General features: G+C 62.3%; 14 protein-coding genes. 8 read left to right on the forward strand and 6 right to left on the reverse strand.

Annotated elements, in window-relative coordinates:
- Nucleotides 1–71: 71 nt before the first annotated feature.
- Together GLX_RS13645 and GLX_RS13650 are read left to right on the forward strand one after the other, a co-directional pair.
- A complete protein-coding gene (locus tag GLX_RS13645; RefSeq protein WP_014106548.1) occupies nucleotides 72–1484 on the forward strand; it encodes a cytochrome-c peroxidase in 1413 nt (470 codons plus the stop codon).
- 174 nt (nucleotides 1485–1658) lie between these two features.
- On the forward strand, nucleotides 1659–2276 hold the full coding sequence (locus GLX_RS13650) for a Smr/MutS family protein (RefSeq protein ID WP_041247896.1): 618 nt from the start codon (nucleotides 1659–1661) through the stop codon (nucleotides 2274–2276).
- A 122-nt stretch (nucleotides 2277–2398) separates the two neighbouring features.
- Here GLX_RS13650 and GLX_RS13655 read toward each other — a convergent pair whose 3' ends face one another.
- Nucleotides 2399–3481, reverse strand: coding sequence for a hypothetical protein (locus tag GLX_RS13655; protein ID WP_014106550.1), 1083 nt, complete (start codon nucleotides 3479–3481; stop codon nucleotides 2399–2401).
- 110 nt (nucleotides 3482–3591) lie between these two features.
- Nucleotides 3592–4500, reverse strand: coding sequence for an oxygen-dependent coproporphyrinogen oxidase (gene hemF, locus GLX_RS13660; RefSeq protein WP_014106551.1), 909 nt, complete (start codon nucleotides 4498–4500; stop codon nucleotides 3592–3594).
- A 177-nt stretch (nucleotides 4501–4677) separates the two neighbouring features.
- Between hemF and GLX_RS13665 the strand changes: the two genes are divergently transcribed.
- Both GLX_RS13665 and GLX_RS13670 read left to right on the forward strand, forming a co-directional pair.
- Nucleotides 4678–5484 (forward strand): cytochrome c1, encoded by an 807-nt coding sequence (locus GLX_RS13665; protein WP_014106552.1) that lies wholly within the window; start codon nucleotides 4678–4680, stop codon nucleotides 5482–5484.
- The gene (locus GLX_RS13670) at nucleotides 5474–6379 is read left to right on the forward strand and encodes an S-methyl-5'-thioadenosine phosphorylase (protein ID WP_014106553.1); all 906 of its coding nucleotides are present in this window, start codon (nucleotides 5474–5476) and stop codon (nucleotides 6377–6379) included. The genes GLX_RS13665 and GLX_RS13670 overlap by 11 nt, the downstream gene beginning before the upstream one ends.
- A gap of 324 nt (nucleotides 6380–6703) precedes the next feature.
- Here GLX_RS13670 and GLX_RS13675 read toward each other — a convergent pair whose 3' ends face one another.
- Entirely contained in the window at nucleotides 6704–7954 is a 1251-nt protein-coding gene (locus GLX_RS13675) for an IS701-like element IS1452 family transposase (protein ID WP_012812328.1), read from the reverse strand.
- A gap of 21 nt (nucleotides 7955–7975) precedes the next feature.
- Nucleotides 7976–8599 carry a dienelactone hydrolase family protein gene (locus GLX_RS13680; protein WP_014106554.1) on the reverse strand — a complete coding sequence of 208 codons (624 nt, stop codon included), beginning with the start codon at nucleotides 8597–8599 and terminating at the stop codon, nucleotides 7976–7978.
- Nucleotides 8600–9035: 436 nt separating this feature from the next.
- On the opposite strand from GLX_RS13680, the gene groES reads away from it, so the two are divergent.
- Entirely contained in the window at nucleotides 9036–9326 is a 291-nt protein-coding gene (gene groES / locus GLX_RS13685) for a co-chaperone GroES (protein WP_014106555.1), read from the forward strand.
- Between the two features lie 62 nt (nucleotides 9327–9388).
- Nucleotides 9389–11038: a chaperonin GroEL gene (gene groL / locus GLX_RS13690; RefSeq protein WP_014106556.1), complete on the forward strand. Its 1650-nt coding sequence runs from the start codon at nucleotides 9389–9391 to the stop codon at nucleotides 11036–11038.
- Here the strand turns inward: groL and GLX_RS13695 are convergent.
- Entirely contained in the window at nucleotides 10983–11780 is a 798-nt protein-coding gene (locus tag GLX_RS13695) for a class I SAM-dependent methyltransferase (protein ID WP_014106557.1), read from the reverse strand. The two genes, groL and GLX_RS13695, sit on opposite strands and share 56 nt — an antisense overlap.
- 414 nt (nucleotides 11781–12194) lie before the next feature.
- On the opposite strand from GLX_RS13695, the gene GLX_RS13700 reads away from it, so the two are divergent.
- Entirely contained in the window at nucleotides 12195–12398 is a 204-nt protein-coding gene (locus tag GLX_RS13700) for a cold-shock protein (protein WP_010507660.1), read from the forward strand.
- Between the two features lie 37 nt (nucleotides 12399–12435).
- On the opposite strand, the gene GLX_RS13705 is transcribed toward GLX_RS13700, so the two are convergent.
- Nucleotides 12436–15375 (reverse strand): ATP-dependent DNA helicase, encoded by a 2940-nt coding sequence (locus tag GLX_RS13705; protein WP_014106558.1) that lies wholly within the window; start codon nucleotides 15373–15375, stop codon nucleotides 12436–12438.
- A gap of 131 nt (nucleotides 15376–15506) precedes the next feature.
- Between GLX_RS13705 and GLX_RS13710 the strand changes: the two genes are divergently transcribed.
- On the forward strand, nucleotides 15507–17114 hold the full coding sequence (locus GLX_RS13710; protein ID WP_014106559.1) for a lysine--tRNA ligase: 1608 nt from the start codon (nucleotides 15507–15509) through the stop codon (nucleotides 17112–17114).
- Nucleotides 17115–17121: the final 7 nt, after the last annotated feature.

The following is a 17121-nucleotide window of genomic DNA, read 5'->3' on the forward strand; positions in this document are numbered from 1 at the left end:
TAAACGATTATTTTGACAAATAATCTCCAAATCGGCCAAAACCACTTCCAGTCAAGGGGAGGGGATTTTTCATGTCGGTCAGGAAGGCAGTTCTGGGGATAATAGCCGCAGGCGGCGTGGCGTATGGAGGCACGGTTGCCTATCTCACGCATTTCGATCATGCCACGGCGCCAGCCCCCGCGGGGGCTGGGGTGGATGCGGTCTCCGCCAATGCGCTGAACGTGGTGCGGGAGGCGCGCTGCGATTACTGCCATGCGGCCAATGTCAGCCTGCCCTTCTATTTCAGCCTGCCGGTGGCTAATACGCTCATGAACCGCGACCGGGCGGAAGGGCTGAAGCACTTCCGTGTGGAACCGGTCATTACCGCGTTACAGAACGGTAGCGTGCCCGATGAGGAGCCACTGGCCCGCATCGAGGAAGTGATCAACCAGAATCGTATGCCGCCCACGCTGTACCTGCTCATGCACTGGCACGCCCACCTGTCGGCTGCCCAGCGTGGGAGCATGCTGGCGTGGATTGCCCAGGTGCGTCGCCAGCATTACGCAACATCGGGCGTTGCCGACCGCTTTGCGGCCGAACCGGTACAGCCCATACCCGAATCCGTGCCGGTCGATGCAGCCAAGGTTGCGCTGGGTCAGCGCCTGTTCTTTGACCGGCACCTTTCGGGCGATGGGCAGTCCAACTGCGCAAGCTGCCACAGCCTGCAGCACGGTGGTGTGGATGGTCTTGTCACGGCAACAGGCATTTATGGCCAGAAGGGCCCGATCAATGTGCCGACCGTGTTTGATGCGGTATTCAACAAGAGCCAGTTCTGGAACGGACGCGCCGCAACACTGGCTGATCAGGCGGCAGGCCCGGTCATGAATCCGGTGGAAATGGGGTCGCATGACTGGTCGGATGTGGCAGCTCACCTGCGTGAAGATCCGTCCTATGTCACGGATTTCCAGGCAGCCTTTGGCAGCGACACGATCGACCAGGCCACCATTACCGAGGCGATCGCGGAATATGAAAAGACCCTGATCACGCCTGACAGCCGCTTTGACCAGTACCTCAAGGGTGACGATGCCGCCCTGAACACACAGGAAAAGCAGGGCTACAGACTGTTCAAGGAGATTGGTTGCTCCGGCTGCCACACAGGCGTCTCCATGGGTGGGCAGGCCTTCGAGCCGATGGGGCTGGAAGCCAATTACTTCGCCGCCCGCGGCGGTGCCCTGACCGATGCGGACAAGGGACGCTTTACGGTTACGCATAACGCGGCGGACATGGAACGCTTCAAGGTGCCCAACCTGCGCAACATTGCGCTGACCGCGCCGTATTTCCATGATGGTAGCGTGAAGACGCTGGAGGATGCCGTGCGCAAAATGGCGCGCTACCAGACGCCAGACCACAGCATTTCCGATCAGGACGTGGCTGATATCGTGGCATTCCTCAACACCCTGACCGGGCGCTATCAGGGCGAGATACTGCATAACACCGCACCCTGATCGCCTGATCAGGCCCGCAGGCAAGGCCCTGTCGCATAGGCGGCAGGGTTTTTTGCGTTATGGTCCATGCCTGAAAACATGGACCTGCCACGGCGGGTATGAGAGTCTATGGCCCGCACGCCATCACGCTGGGAAACGGAGCAGGGCATGTGCCGGGAAAAGGGGAAGCATACCGTGAGGCAGCGCAGACTGAATGAGGAGGAACAGGCCCTGTGGTCAGCCTTCGCCCAGGGTATCGCGCCACTGCGGACAACCCGCCCAGTCCAGCCCGCCGTTCCTGCCCCTTCCACCGCCCGGACCCTGCCGCCGGAACCCTTACCCGCCCCCGGCATGAGCCGGGCCGATATCATGGCGCGGATAACAGCAGGGGCAATGCATACGGTGCACGCAACTGCCACCCATGCCGTAGCGGTGCAGAAGGGGAAGGGCGGGGCGTTCGAGATTGGCGTGCGCAGGCCGGGGCTGGATGACACGAGTTGGCGCGGGCTGGTCAGTGGCAAGCTGCGACCCGCGCGCAGGCTGGACCTGCACGGGCAGGTGGTCCAGACGGCGTTCCACCGCCTGCATGCCTTCGTACTCCAGGCGCATGCGGACAATGTGCGGTGTATCGAGATCATTACCGGGCTGGGTAGCGGCCATAATGGCGGTATCCTGCGTCGTGAACTGCCGTTCTGGCTGGGGCGTGGCGATCTGGGGCGGCTGATCCTGGCGGTCGTGCATCCCCATTCCGCCAATCAGGGCGCAGTGCGGGTGCTGCTGCGCAGGCCGGGCCGACTATCGCGCCAGGGTTGAATCGACTACTTCAGAGACTGTCTGAAAACAGTCTGCTGATAAAAAACGAAAGTTTCTGGGTGCTGCCTTTTTGGAAAGAGCTTTTCCAAGAAATTTTATGTTTCAGTCTGTTAAGTGGCCGCTTAGTTCAGACGCCATGTAGGCAGCTTACCCGCCAGCCAGCGGCGTAGCGCCATGATGGTCGAGGTATCGCCCGAGATCTGGCGCAGTGCCTCGGTTGCATCCGTGCCTGTCAGTAATGTGCGGCCCGCATCGTGGTCCATGGCCTGTATGGCGCTATCGTGCACCGCCGTGTTCGTGGCCGCGCGCCATCGTGCCAGGGTTGCGGCCTGGGTGAGCATGGGCAGGACAAGGGCAAGATCAACAGATGCGGCACCTGCCAGTGGTTTCCATGCGGCATAAAGCAGGCTGCCCAGCGCGGAACGGGCATCCTGACGCAGGCGCGCTTCCATGCCCATTACCGCCTGTCCCTGTATGCTGAAGGGTATGTCGCGGGTGGACAGTGTGAACAGGGGCGCAAAACCCGCCTGGGTCAGGGACTGGACGTGCGCCATCGTCTCTGGCGTGCCCATCGGGTCGGTGATCTGTATGGCATCGACCTGATTGTCATGCAGGGCGGCGGCGGCGGCCTGCGGTGTGGCCAGGCCGGTTACAGGGATGGGACGTAAGCCGAACAGGCTCATGGCCAGTACGGTGGGCAGTTCTATGCCGGTCAGGGTCGATACCGCAATGCGCACCGGTCGGTCGCGCATGAAGTTGCCAAGACTGCGGTGCAGTTGCGCCCGACCGATTACGACCGGCACCGTCAGACTCAGAAGCAGGGGTAGCCAGCGGCTGTAGTCAAAATGGATGCGCAGATCACCGCATAGCGAGGAGACAAGAGCCGAACCAGGGGCTGCCAGCGCCATCATGCCATCGGATGCAAACTGGGAATCGAACAGGTTGGCGCCGGTTACCCCGTCCTGCCCCACGGTATTGCGCACCGGCAGCGGGGCGGGCAGGCCAAACCCCTGCGCCAGGGCCGCAGGTAGGACAGGGATCCATCGGTCAGCCATGGGGCTGTGGTCTCCCGCAATGAGCAGGCCGGGGCTACCTGCCGAATTCGTCGGCATGGACAGTCGTTCCCGTGGCAGTTCGGATGCCCGGACCCGCCCCACGGCTGCCCCCGCCATTAGCATGCCCAGCAGAGTCCGGCGTGCAATCATGGTCGTGGCGCGCGCAGGCGCGGGCGGGGTGCCACACGGCCCCGGCGGGGCAGGCAGGACGCGGCAGGGTGCGGGTTGGGCCGGGAGGGTAAGGCGGGCATGGGCTATTCTTATGGCCAGTGGACTTCCGGGGGAAGGCTCATGAGGATGGCTTCGGTATTTCCACCCGTTTTAAGGCCAAAAATTGTTCCCCGGTCGTGCAGCAGGTTGAACTCCACATACCGCCCGCGCCGGACCAGCTGCGCTTTGCGCTGGGCCTCTGTCCACGGTTCCATCATCCGCGAGCGCACGATGTCGGGGTAGGTCTCCAGAAAACCCAGCCCCACGTCGCGGGTGAAGGCGAAGTCGGCATCAAGATCACCGGTATTGAGCCGGTCATAGAAAATGCCGCCAAGCCCGCGTGCCTCGTTACGGTGAGGGAGGTAGAAATACCGGTCGCACCATTCCTTGAAGCGGGGATAGTACTGCGGGTCATGCTTTTCGCAGGCGGCACGGAAGCCGTCATGAAAACGGGCGGCATCACGGATTGCCTCCGCGCTTTCGGGGAACATGGGGGTAATGTCACCCCCGCCGCCGAACCAGCCCTGCGTGGTGATGATCATGCGGGTGTTGAAATGGGCCGCGGGCACCAGCGGGCTGCACATATGGGCCACAAGGCTGATGCCGGTGGCAAAGAAGCGTGGGTCCTGTGCGGCACCCGGTATCGAATCGCGAAAACCGGGACTGAACTCCCCGCTTACGGTGGAGACATTCACTCCCACCTTTTCAAATACGCGCCCACGCATAAGGCTGATCACGCCGCCACCGCCCGGCGTGCCGTCATCATTAGTGCGCTGCCACGGCGTGCGCTCAAAGCGGCCGGGGACTTCCTTGCCCGGCAGGGTAGGGCTGCCCGCCGTGGCAGCTTCGTCCTCTATCTGTTCAAAGGCGCTGCAGATCCGGTCGCGCAGGCTTTCAAACCAGGCGCGGGCCGTCTCCTTGAGTGCATCGTGGGCGACAGGAGTGCGGGATGTTGTCATGGCTGTATCATTCTGCCCGTTCTGGTCGTTCGCAATGGCTATTACGGGTGCCCGTTTGCTTCGCCCATTGCAAGACGGACGATTGCAAGAGCACGCTTCCAGCCGCTAGGAAGGAGCCTGCCTTTGGCGGCTGGCGCAAAAGGCAGGAACGGACAACCGGGGTAGAACGGAGCGGACATGCGTGAACAGGGTCATCGGCACGGCCATGCCGCGCGTGCATGGAGCAGGCTGAGCCGCAGCCTGATGCTGGCTGCCCTTGGCATGCCGCTTGCGGCGGCAGCGGCATCGCCGTCTTATCGCACGCCCCCGCCGCAGACATGGAGCTTCAAAGGCCCGCTGGGGCATTTCGACATGGCTGCCGTCCAGCGTGGCTATGCGGTGTACGCACAGGTCTGTTCCGCCTGCCATGGCATGAAATCCGTGACCTATGGCGACCTGGCCGGGATGGGGCTGAAGGCGGCGGATGTCCAGGCCCTCGCCGCAGCCCACCATGTGCCTGCCGGGGTGGATGGTGGCGGGCACCCGGTCATGCGCCCGGCCAACATGGATGACCATCTGCTCTCCCCTTATCCCGATGCGCGCGCGGCGGCGGCGGCCAACCATGGTGTGATGCCGCCCGACCAGTCGCGGCTGGCGGTGGTCCATCCCGGCGGGGTGGACCGTATCTATGCCTATCTTGCAGGCTATGGCGAAACACCGCCACCGGGTACCACCGTGCCACCCGGCCTGTTCTACAACCCCTATGCGGCTGATCGGCAGACCGCCATGCCGCCGCCGCTGCATGATGGCGGTGTCACCTATCCCGATGGCACACCTGCAACCGTTGCGCAGCAGGCGCGCGATGTCACGACTTTCCTGGCGTGGGTGGCCAGTCCCCACCTGACCGCGCGGCACCGCGCGGGGGTGGGGGCGGTCGTGTTCCTGCTGGTCCTGCTTATTCTTTCCATCTGTCTGAAACGGAGAACGTGGTCCAATGTCCCCTAACCCTGCCAGCAACGGGCAGATCGAGCCGGTTATCGGCCTGATCGGTGGTTCCGGCCTGTATGATATCGAAGGCCTTGAAGACAAGGAGTGGCGCACGGTTGAGACCCCTTGGGGCAAGCCGTCCGATCAACTCCTGTTCGGCAGGCTTGATGGCGTGCGCTGCGTGTTCCTGCCGCGTCATGGTCGTGGCCATCCGCTGCCGCCTTCGCGCCTGAACTACCGCGCTAATATCGACGCGCTGAAGCGTTCGGGTGTGACCGATATCGTGTCGCTCTCGGCTGTCGGTTCGCTGAAGGAAGAACTGCCGCCGGGCCATTTCGTTGTGATCGACCAGTTCATTGATCGTTCGTTTGCGCGCGAGAAGAGCTTTTTCGATACCGGCTGCGTGGCCCATGTTGGCATGGCCGACCCGCTCTGCCCGCGCATTGGCGACGTGCTGGAAGGCCAGTGCCGCGAACTGGGGCTGGATGTGACCCGTGGCGGCACGTATCTGGTTATGGAAGGCCCGCAGTTTTCAACCCGTGCCGAAAGCAATCTCTATCGTTCGTGGGGCTGCTCCGTGGTGGGCATGACCAACATGCCCGAGGCCAAGCTCGCCCGCGAAGCCGAGATCTGCTACGCCACCGTCGCCATGGTGACCGATTACGACTGCTGGCACGACGATCATGACAGCGTGACGGTGGAGGCCGTGGTCAAGGTGATGCAGGAAAACGCCAGTCGTGCGCGCGCCCTTGTCCGTGCGGTCATTCCCAAACTTGGTGTCAGGCGTGGTCCCTGTTACGCAGGTTGTGACCGGGCACTGGAACACGCCATCATCACGGCACCCGACAGCCGTGACCCGGCCCTGCTGGCAAAGCTGGATGCGGTCGCTGGCCGTGTGCTGAACCGGGGCTGAAACAATCAAGGTTTCTGGGTGCCGTCTTTATTTCAAAAGGCGGCATTCCCTGAAGCTGTCTGGAAAAAGCTTCACCAAAACTCTTGTTCGTTTCAGGGAGGGCATGCCGCAAGGGCACGGGGGTTTTTTATGCGGTCCGCGATTACAGCCAGTGCTCGAAAAAGCTCAGCGTACGCTGCATGGCCAGAGTTGCGGCAGCTTCGTTGTAGCACTACAGTTGCATTTTGTGTCGTGAGTGAGCGCGGATAGCACTGGCCTGATGCGTTCGTCGAAAGACGGACCATCTGAGGATGTGAGAGACGGGTAGTCTGCGTTGTGCAAGTTTTACGACGAGGCGCCTGATCTCCTGAATGGACCAGCGGACAAGGACTGTCGTGTTCTGAGTTGTGTTTTTTTCGGTTTCAGTGAGTTTGCCTGGTAACGGACACTGGCCATGACGGCATAGGCCAGCATGACCAGAGAGACGTGCCGATGCCAACCATGCCAGGAGCGGGTCTCGTTATGATCAAGACCAAATTCGTTTTTGGCCGTCTCGAACCCTTCTTCGATCCTCCAGCGCGTCCCTTCAACGTTCACCAGTTCCTGCGTGGTTGTCCCTTTCGGGCTCCAGGTCGTAAAATAGGCAAGGTCCCCGTCAGCGATGTTTCGGCGGATCAACAGGCCACGTGTCCATGGTCCGGCTATAGGGCAGTCAAATTCTTCAGCATCCAGATCAGCAAGCGGAAGATACGCCCAGTCATAAAGTCGCTCACCTTTTGTGCCGTGCCCCGCTGACAGACGACGCCAGGCCTGGTCTGGCAGTCCTGCTGCAATATCTTTCGCCTCTCCGGCAATCAGCGGTTCCGTTGCCCATGATCCGAACCAGTGATTGCCCTTGACCCCAAGCACATATCCAATTCCTGCCCGGCGAAGCGTGCGTTCTACGTCGCCCACGCCATACACGCTGTCTGCTGCAACCCAGCGGAACGGCACACCGGCCTCAATACTTCGCTCAATCATCATCGAGGCTAACGCCGGTTTGGTTGCAAACACCACGTCATCGGGAACGTGGGCCCGCTTCAGACGCTCAGGCTTTGATGTCCAGTCTTTCGGGAGATACAGGGCGCGGTCAATAAAGGCATGCCCCCGTTCCGAAACATAAGCGCCAAACACACCAATCTGGCAGTTCGTGATCTTGCCGGCAGATCCCGTATACTGCCGCCCCACACCGCAGGACGCCTGACCCTTCTTCAGAAAACCGGTCTCATCAATGACCAGCACGCCCTCTTCAGTGCCCAGATGCTCAATCACATAATCCCTGACGACGTCACGAAGGGCATCGGCATCCCAGTGCCCGCGTCCCAGAAGCGCCTGCTGCCGCCATGGACCAGGATCTCCTGCGGCTTCCGCTCGCATCCATCCCGTCTTGCGTGGTTCATTGCCAATCAAAACATCAAGAAAAGCACAGGCCGAATCTACGACACGTTTTTGCGTGAACAGCGGCGCCATCCGATCCTTGGCGGACCGAAGCGAGCGCGCCCATAATTCCAGCGTCTCTTCAACAGACGTACCGCCACTCATCATATCCTGAATCATGGTTACCCATAGATTCAGAACTCAACACAAAATGCAACTGTAGTGGTAGGAAGGGCGGTCGGTGCAGCCAAAGCCATGATCCGCATCTTCATACGTGAAGATCTCGATATCCTCATGCGCGGCACGGATGGCGTCCACCTCATCGGCGGGGATATGCGCGTCTTCCGCGCCAAAATGCAGTTGCACGGGGCAGTTGGGTAACTGGTTGCGGGTCTGGGCAATGCCCCCCCCATACCAGGCCACCGCTGCCGCGAACGCCTTGGTGTGGCAGGCAGTCTCCCATGCCAGTTTGCCGCCCCAGCAGAAGCCGACAATGCCCTTCTTTTCCCCCGATAGGGTCCCTGCCGCAGCTACCAGGTCCTTCAGTGTGTCGGCCTGGGCAATCTGGCTGCGCAGTTTCAGCCCTTCGTTTATGCCGGTGCTGTCATAGGGCAGGATGGCGTCGCGTTGCGCGCGGTCGAACAGGGCGGGGGCGATTGCCTGATAACCCTGTGCTGCGAAGGAATCGCACACCGCGCGGATATAGGGCGTGACGCCAAAGATTTCCTGCACCACCACAACGCAGCGCGCGGCGTCCGGCCGCCCGGCCCGATAGGCGGAAAACGTATGCCCGTCCGCTGCGGTTACGGTCATGATTGCGCCCATGGCTTTCGCTCCATTCTTTCCTTCGTAATCAGGCACACAATGATGCCGGGCACGCCTGCGTCAATATGAAACCCGCGTGATCGTGGATTTCAGCATTTTCCGCCCATGCCGGGTGAGCAGCGCGGAATCGGCGGCCACGGCGTGCCATGCGCTGGGGCCAGCGCTGTCCCGCCCTTTTGGAGTGGAAGAAGGTTTTTGTTTAATTCATTGATTTTAATATAAAAAATAATGAATGGACAGGTTTTAACCAAGACATCACGAATTATACGTCCCTGACCCGGCTAGTATTCTTGACACCCGTGGGGGGGCTACCTATCTGGGTATTAGCACTCTCACGAGGGGAGTGCTAACGCGATGCGGCCTGGCGCGCGCGCCAACCGGTGGCGTTGCTTGATTCAAGGGCGTTACCTTTAGACATTATGGAGCGATCCATCTCATGACGAAATTTCGTCCCCTGCATGACCGTGTGGTCGTCCGTCGCCTCAAGAGCGAGGAAAAAACCGCAGGTGGTATCATCATTCCTGAGACCGCCAAGGAAAAGCCGATGGAAGGCGAGGTAATCTCGGTGGGTGCCGGTGCCCGTAACGAGCAGGGCCAGCTTGTTGCCCTGGACGTGAAGGCGGGTGACCGCGTCCTGTTCGGCAAGTGGTCGGGCACGGAAGTGACGATCAACGGTGAAGAACTGCTGATCATGAAGGAAAGCGACATCATGGGCGTGGTCGGCTGACCCACCCGCGCTTTCCGCACCGAGTAACCTTTTAAAAACTTTCCATACCGGAGAATAAGAAAATGGCAGCCAAGGACGTAAAGTTCGGCGGTGAAGCCCGCCAGCGCATGCTGCGTGGCGTGGATATTCTTGCAGACGCAGTAAAGGTGACGCTGGGCCCGAAGGGTCGCAATGTTGTCCTGGACAAGAGCTTCGGCGCGCCGCGCATCACGAAGGACGGTGTTTCCGTCGCCAAGGAAATCGAACTGGCTGACAAGTTCGAGAACATGGGCGCACAGATGGTCCGTGAGGTCGCATCCAAGACCAACGACATCGCGGGTGACGGCACCACCACCGCAACCGTGCTGGCGCAGGCCATCGTGCGTGAAGGTGCCAAGGCCGTTGCCGCTGGCATGAACCCGATGGACCTCAAGCGCGGCATCGACAAGGCGGTTGGCGTTGTTGTTGAAGAGCTGAAGAAGAACGCCAAGAAGATCACGACCCCGGCCGAAACGGCGCAGGTTGGCACGATTTCCGCCAATGGCGAGGCCGAGATCGGTGAAATGATCTCCAAGGCCATGCAGAAGGTTGGCTCCGAGGGCGTCATCACGGTGGAAGAGGCCAAGGGCCTGCATACCGAGTTGGACGTGGTCGAGGGCATGCAGTTCGACCGTGGCTACATCTCCCCGTATTTCGTGACGAATGCGGAAAAGATGACCGTTGATCTGGATAGCCCGTACATCCTGATCCACGAAAAGAAGCTGTCCTCGCTGCAGCCGATCCTGCCGCTGCTTGAAGCCGTCGTGCAGTCCGGCCGCCCGCTGCTGATCATTGCGGAAGACGTTGATGGTGAAGCGCTGGCGACCCTGGTTGTCAACAAGCTGCGTGGTGGCCTGAAGATCGCTGCCGTCAAGGCGCCGGGCTTCGGTGACCGTCGCAAGGCCATGCTGGAAGATATCGCGATCCTGACCGGTGGTCAGGTCATCAGCGAAGACCTCGGCATCAAGCTTGAAAGCGTGACGCTGGATATGCTGGGCACCGCGAAGAAGGTGCACATCGACAAGGAAAACACCACCATTGTCGAAGGCGCTGGCAACAGCGAAGGCATCAAGGGCCGTTGCAGCCAGATCCGTGCGCAGATCGAGGAAACCACCTCTGACTACGACCGCGAGAAGCTGCAGGAACGCCTGGCGAAGCTGGCTGGCGGCGTTGCCGTGATCCGCGTCGGTGGTTCCACCGAGATCGAGGTGAAAGAGCGCAAGGACCGCGTTGATGACGCCCTGCACGCGACCCGTGCGGCGGTTGAGGAAGGCATTGTCCCCGGTGGCGGCACGGCGCTTGCCCGTGCATCGACCAAGCTGGGTGGCCTGCACTTCCATAACGACGACCAGCGCGTCGGTGCGGACATCATCCGCAAGGCCCTGCAGGCTCCGCTGCGCCAGATTGCCCACAACGCGGGTGAAGACGGTGCGGTCATCGCCGGCAAGGTTCTGGAAAACGACACCTACACCTTCGGTTTTGATGCCCAGATCGGCGATTACAAGGATCTGGTGGCTGCCGGCATCATCGACCCGATGAAGGTCGTGCGCACGGCGCTGCAGGATGCTGCATCGGTCGCGGGCCTGCTGATCACTACCGAAGCGATGGTGGCCGAGCGTCCCGAGAAGAAGGCCCCTGCTATGCCGGAAGGTGGCATGGGCGGAATGGGCGGCATGGGTGGCATGGACTTCTGAGCATAGCCTCAGGCCATGCCGGGTGTCCGGGGATGGCGGGTTCGCCCGCTTTCTCCACCCCTTGCAGACTTTTCGGAAAAACGGGTGTGACTTTGGTCACACCCGTTTTTTTATGGGGCGGGCATAGCCTGCCTGCGGGCAGCGCCCAGTCAGGATGGGCTGCAAGGCCCTGGTCGCGCGGACTCCATTCCGCTACATGCGTGATGGCAAAGCCCGTGCCGATCAGCAGGTTTGGCAGGTTGCCTAGCGTGCGGTGCTGCTTGATTACGCCGAACGCCGGCCAGTCTGTGGTGCGGGGGTCTTCCAGCTGGTAGTCATTGAGTGGCCAGACACGGGTGCCTTTCCTGCCCTGTATCCAGTCGGGGTGCGAAGGGGCGGTGTAGATTGGGTGTCCGGTGGAGAATACGAAATAACCTCCCGGCACCAGACTGGCATGAAGGATTGCGAGCCGCGTGCCAAGATCGCGGGTATAGTGCAACACCAGCGAACTGTAGGTCAGGTCGAACGCACCTGCGGGCAGGTCCAGTGTTTCCATATCCTGCCGGGCATAGGTGATGATGGGGTCGTGACCGAGTTCGCATGCACGGGCCAGCACGTTTTCCGACAGGTCTAAGCCCGGAACGGAAAGGGCATGATGTGTGGTGGTCCAGTGGCAGAACCAGCCAAACCCGCAGTCAAGGCCCACGATGCACGTACTGGCCAATAATGGCGGTAGCCGGGCCTGCATGGCGGGGCGAACCATTCCGCGGCGGTATCCAGCCCTTCGCGTGAGCGGGGGAGATGGCAGTAGCCATGGAAGAAGTCCTGCAGGTCATAAATGGGGCGGGCGGTCCTGTGGGAACATTTGATTACGGAATCAATATTAATGCATGACCCGCCTGCCGGGAAGGCAGGCCGTGCGGGTAGGGCCTGCTTTGCCGGCAGAGGTAGCGGGCGGGCAGTCACATTTTTTTGATTGATTATCTTCCAATCTGGGCCGCCAGCGTGTCTCATGATTTGACAGGGTAGCCCTTTTCATGCTGCCCCTATGGTGCACGAACGACGTGAAAGCTGCAGGGTGTTTTCCGGATGCCCCGTTTTTTTCATGGCCGTAAGGCACGCGCCCGGATTGCCGGTATTAGGACCGGCAAGGATGGCGCTGGAGAAGAGACTGGCTATGGCTACCGGAAAAGTAAAATGGTTCAACGCAACCAAGGGTTTTGGCTTCATCATGCCCGATGATGGCGGCAAGGACGTGTTTGTGCATATCACCGCCGTACAGGCAGCAGGCCTGCGTGGCCTGAACGAGGATCAGGCTGTCAGCTACGACATCGCCATGGAACGCGGTAAGGCTGCCGCGACCAACCTCAAGGCGCTCTGACGCTTCTCCCGCAAAGGGGGGCGGTGTAGCAGAACGGTCAGTGAAGCTGGTCGGCGGTGCTGTCCTGTGCATGCAGGAACGCCTTGATCTCCGCCGCTGCGGCACTCAGGCCCAGGCGGCGCACCGTTACCCCGGCGGGAAAGGCCGATAGCAGGCGCGAAGGGGTGCGCCTGTCCAGCAGGACAAACACGCCCCTGTCCTGGCGGCTGCGGATCAGCCGCCCGAAGGCCTGCCGCAGGCGCAGGCGGGCAATCCTGTCATCATACCGGCCCGGCTCTCCACCAGAGAGGTGGATGCGCCGCTCGCGGTGCAGGATATCAGGCCGAGGCCACGGTACGCGCTCGAATGCAACCAGACGCAGCGCTTCGCCCGGCACGTCCACCCCATCACGCATGGCGTCCGTACCCAGCAGGCTGGCATTGCGCTCGCTGCGCAGTATGTCCACCAGCGTTGCATTATCCATCGGGTCCACATGCTGGGCATAGAGCGGCAGGCCTGCGGCCTCCAGCGGGGTCACGATGCGGCGGTAGACTTCCTTCAGCCGTGATATGGCGGTGAACAGTCCCAGCGCACCGCCGTTCGATGCCATGAATAGCGTGCGGTAGGCGCCTGCCAGCGCCGCAGGGTCATCATGCGCCACGTCGGTAATGATGAAGGCCCGGCTCTGGTGGGCGTAATCAAACGGGCTGGGAAAGGAGGCCCGGATGGCGGGGGAGGGTAGATGGATCGCGCCCGCGCGGGCTTCGGCCGCATCCCACGCGCGGTCAGCGCTGTCATCATGCACGTCGCCCCCCGTTTCGTCGCGCAGGGTGGCGGAGGTGACCAGCACACCATGGGCAGGAGCCGCCAGCACGCTGGCAAAGGGGATGGTCGGGTCCAGCCAGTGGCGGTACAGTCCGACATCCCGCTCACCGGGGTTCTGGCCTTCGCGCCGGTCCATGCGGATATAGTCGATATATTGTGGGGTTTCGCCATCCTGCTGCGGTTTTTCCGCCTGCATGCTGCCCAGCATGGCGCACCACCCATCTACGCGTGCAAGGGCGCGGCGACGGATGGAGCGGATGGCGGCGGCAATGCGTTCACGCATCGGGGTGTCCAGCCAGTCGGCTTCGGTTTCCAGTGCTTCATCCAGCCGGGCGACAAGCGTGCGCAGCGGTTCCGCCAGTCGCCGCAGCGCGCGTTCCATGGCCTGTGCCGCCATGTGCAGCGTATCGGGCATGGGGTAGAGATCGCATTCGCTGTCGCTGCGCCGGGGGCCACCTTCGGGGCTGCCCTGCGTGCGTGCCAGCACCTGCTGGCGTAACGCGTGCAGCAGCATCTCGGTGGGGTTGGACAGTGTCGGCTCTTCTCCCGTCCCGGTCTCGACGGGAACAGCGGCGGCGCGGTGCACGGGATCCAGTGCCGCAAGGCGTGCCGACCATCCCGGTGCGGGCAGCGCGCGGGCGGCCAGCAGGACGGTATCGAGCGGGGTTTCCAGGCGTGGGATATGCACCAGCAGGTCTTCCAGCCTGCGCCGCAGGCCGCGTGCGCGTGATCGTGTCCCTTCGGCTCCCAGCAGCCACCGCCGCAGTTCGGCTGCCTCCAGCCCGGACAGTTCAAGGGCGAAGGCACTGTCGGCTGCATCGGCAACATGATGCCCTTCATCCATGATGTAGCGGGTGGGGGTATGGTCCTCGTTACTGGTGTCCGAGCCGTCCAGCGCGTGCCAGGCGGCCTGCGACATGACCAGCGCATGGTTGGCGATGACAAGGTCCGCCGTGCGGGCGCGACGGATGGAATGTTCTACCATGCAGCTCTGGTAATGCGGGCAGGCACCGTGGATGCACTCGCCGCGGCGATCGGCAATGCCGACTAGCAGCCCGCGGCCGAACAGGTCGGCAAACCAGCCGGGCAGGTCGCCGCCAAACAGGTCACCATCGAGCGTGTGGGCAGCCCACAGCGCTACCAGTGCCAGCCCGATCACCGCCCCATCGCCCGCCTGCCCGCGCGAAAGCGCGATGTTTACGCTTTCCTCCATGTTGAGCAGGCACAGGTAGTTCTCTCGTCCCTTGCGCACCACCACATGGGTCATGCGTTCGGCCGGGTCGGGGTACAGGCGGATCAGTTCCGATTCGATCTGGCGCTGCAGATGGCGAGTATAGGTACTGACCCACACGGTGCCGCCATTGCGCTGTGCCCAGATACTGGCGGGGGCGACATAGCCCAGCGTCTTGCCGGTGCCGGTCCCTGCTTCGGCCAGCACCATGTGCGGGTCGCCCTGTGTCGTGCGTGGGGCGAAGGCGCTGGCGGCAATGTGGGTAAAGGCGTCCTGTGCCGGTCGCTGCTCCGCTCCTTCGCCCAGTATGGCGCGCAGACGGGCACGCGCTTCTTCCCCCGTGACCGGGTACGCGCCAGGGGCGGGCAGCGGGGCCGTTTCCTCCCATTTGGGCAGGCGGGTCCAGACTTTCAGCGCGTCATTGGGCTGGATGGCGCCAGCGGGCGGCCTGTCACGCGGGCCAAGCCCCAGCGCCGCGCATGCGGCTGCCCCCCATGGCCAGCCAGCCTGGCGCATGCGCCAGGCCAGCGCGGTCCTGACCGGGGCTTCTGGCGTATTGCGGCTTTGCGCCAGGCGGTGCAGCAGGGCAAAGGCGAGGTCGGGCAGCAGGTCGGCCTCGGGCGTGTCCAGCCTACGTTCATCAATGCCCAGCGCCAGTCCCAGACCGCGTGCCGTGGGCGGTACGCTGCGGGCGGGCAGGGTAAAGGCGAACAGTTCCAGCAGGTCCAGCCAAGGGCTGGGGCGGGGCGGGGGCGGCAGGTCCAGCCTGCGGGCCATGGCGGGTGCGTGTATGACAATGGGGGCGGACCAGTGCGGCAGTTCGCGTTTTATGTCTGCTGCCGTCATGACCAGCAGTTCCCCATCCGGGGTCAGGACCGACCAGGCGCCATTGCGTGGCAGGAGTGCCGGTGCGCTGTCCGGCAGGGGCGGGGTGTCTGGCATGCTGCTCCATGATATAGGGCACGCGCGGGCGTCTGTCGCCCGTCGTGTGTCATGTCATTCTCATTGCTGTACCTGAGGGTGTGGAATAGGATAATTGACCCGCGCCCTTCCTGCCCATAGCTTGCCGGTCCATGTCAGAACAGCATCCTTCCCTTATCACGCCCCTTCCCAAGTCCTGGCCGTTCGAGGAGGCCGCGAAACTCGCGGCCCACATGGGCGGGCGCGAGGTGAGTGCGGCACGCCCCGCCCTGCTGGAGACCGGCTACGGCCCGTCTGGCCTGCCCCATATCGGCACGTTTGGGGAGGTGGCGCGTACGTCATGGGTGCGCCAGGCCTTCACCAGGCTGACCGGCCTGCCCACGCGCCTGCTGGCGTTCTCCGATGATATGGACGCCCTGCGCAAGGTGCCCGAGAACGTGCCCAATCAGGACATGCTGCGCCAGTTCATCGGCAAGCCACTCTCACGCGTGCCCGATCCATTCGGTACGCACGATTCCTTTGCCGCCCACAACAATGCCCGACTGCGTGCCTTCCTTGACGGGTTCGGGTTCGAGTATGAATTCGCATCCTCCACCCAGTATTATGAAGGTGGCCGGTTTGATGCCGCCCTGAAGCGCGTGTTGGAAGTGCATGACCAGATCGTGGCGGTGATTGCGCCCACACTGGGCGAGGAACGGCGTGCAACCTACTCCCCTGTCCTGCCCATCCACCCGCGCACCGGTCAGGTGATGCAGGTGAAGATGGATGCCATCGATCCCGTGGCGGGCACTGTGCGCTGGACCGATGAGGACGGCGAGACGTTCGAGACCCCCGTTACCGGTGGCCATGCCAAGATGCAGTGGAAGGCCGACTGGGCCATGCGCTGGTATGCGCTGGGCGTTGATTATGAGATGTCGGGCAAGGACCTGATCGATAGCGTGCGTCTGTCGGGCAAGATCTGCCGTATCCTTGGCGGTCAGCCGCCCGCGGGCCTGACATACGAGCTGTTCCTGGATCAGAACGGGCAGAAGATTTCCAAGTCCAAGGGTAACGGCATTTCGGTCGAGGAGTGGCTGCGCTACGCCCCGGCGGAAAGTCTTGGCCAGTACATGTTCAATGCCCCGCAGCGCGCCAAGCGCCTGTTTTTTGACGTGATTCCCAAGGCGACGGACGAATATCTGGCCCATGTGGGCAAGGCGAAGGCACTGGCGGCGGACGATGCGACACTTCTGACCAACCCGGCGTGGTTCATCCATAAGGGCACGATCCCGGCGGATGCGGGCAGCCCCGTCACGTTTGGCATGCTGCTCAACCTTGCCAGCGTGGCCAATGCCGAGACGCCGGACGTACTATGGAAGTTCATTCAGCGCTACGATGGGCAGGCCACGCCTGAGAGTTGCCCCATGCTGGCGCGACTGGTCGAACATGCCATTGTCTATTACGCTGATTTCGTGCGCCCCACGAAGCACTACCGCGCGCCCGACGCGCATGAGCGCCGCGCGCTGGCCGATCTGGCCGAAGCCCTGCGCGGGCTGGAAGGCACGGAGGTAACGCCCGATGCCTGCCAGAACCTTGTGTTCGAGATTGGCAAGACCCACGGCTTCGAGCCGCTGCGGGCATGGTTTGGCTGCCTGTATGAAGTGCTGCTGGGCCAGAAGGAAGGCCCGCGTTTCGGGATTTTTGTCGCACTTTACGGGATTGCGGAGACCGTAGCCCTGATCGAGGCCGCCCTGACCCGTAACGAAGGAACGGTGGCCTGAGGGCCAG

This window comes from Komagataeibacter medellinensis NBRC 3288 (assembly GCF_000182745.2).
GTDB lineage: Bacteria > Pseudomonadota > Alphaproteobacteria > Acetobacterales > Acetobacteraceae > Komagataeibacter > Komagataeibacter medellinensis.

Coding starts and splice junctions, on each gene's coding strand:
- GLX_RS13705 (WP_014106558.1), bottom strand. CDS start 15,375: ATGCCAGACACCCCGCCCCTGCCGGACAGCGCACCGGCACTCCTGCCA.
- GLX_RS13700 (WP_010507660.1), top strand. CDS start 12,195: ATGGCTACCGGAAAAGTAAAATGGTTCAACGCAACCAAGGGTTTTGGC.
- GLX_RS13695 (WP_014106557.1), bottom strand. CDS start 11,780: ATGGTTCGCCCCGCCATGCAGGCCCGGCTACCGCCATTATTGGCCAGT.
- GLX_RS13645 (WP_014106548.1), top strand. CDS start 72: ATGTCGGTCAGGAAGGCAGTTCTGGGGATAATAGCCGCAGGCGGCGTG.
- GLX_RS13670 (WP_014106553.1), top strand. CDS start 5,474: ATGTCCCCTAACCCTGCCAGCAACGGGCAGATCGAGCCGGTTATCGGC.
- groES (WP_014106555.1), top strand. CDS start 9,036: ATGACGAAATTTCGTCCCCTGCATGACCGTGTGGTCGTCCGTCGCCTC.
- hemF (WP_014106551.1), bottom strand. CDS start 4,500: ATGACAACATCCCGCACTCCTGTCGCCCACGATGCACTCAAGGAGACG.
- GLX_RS13680 (WP_014106554.1), bottom strand. CDS start 8,599: ATGGGCGCAATCATGACCGTAACCGCAGCGGACGGGCATACGTTTTCC.
- GLX_RS13665 (WP_014106552.1), top strand. CDS start 4,678: ATGCGTGAACAGGGTCATCGGCACGGCCATGCCGCGCGTGCATGGAGC.
- GLX_RS13710 (WP_014106559.1), top strand. CDS start 15,507: ATGTCAGAACAGCATCCTTCCCTTATCACGCCCCTTCCCAAGTCCTGG.
- GLX_RS13675 (WP_012812328.1), bottom strand. CDS start 7,954: ATGATTCAGGATATGATGAGTGGCGGTACGTCTGTTGAAGAGACGCTG.
- GLX_RS13655 (WP_014106550.1), bottom strand. CDS start 3,481: ATGATTGCACGCCGGACTCTGCTGGGCATGCTAATGGCGGGGGCAGCC.
- groL (WP_014106556.1), top strand. CDS start 9,389: ATGGCAGCCAAGGACGTAAAGTTCGGCGGTGAAGCCCGCCAGCGCATG.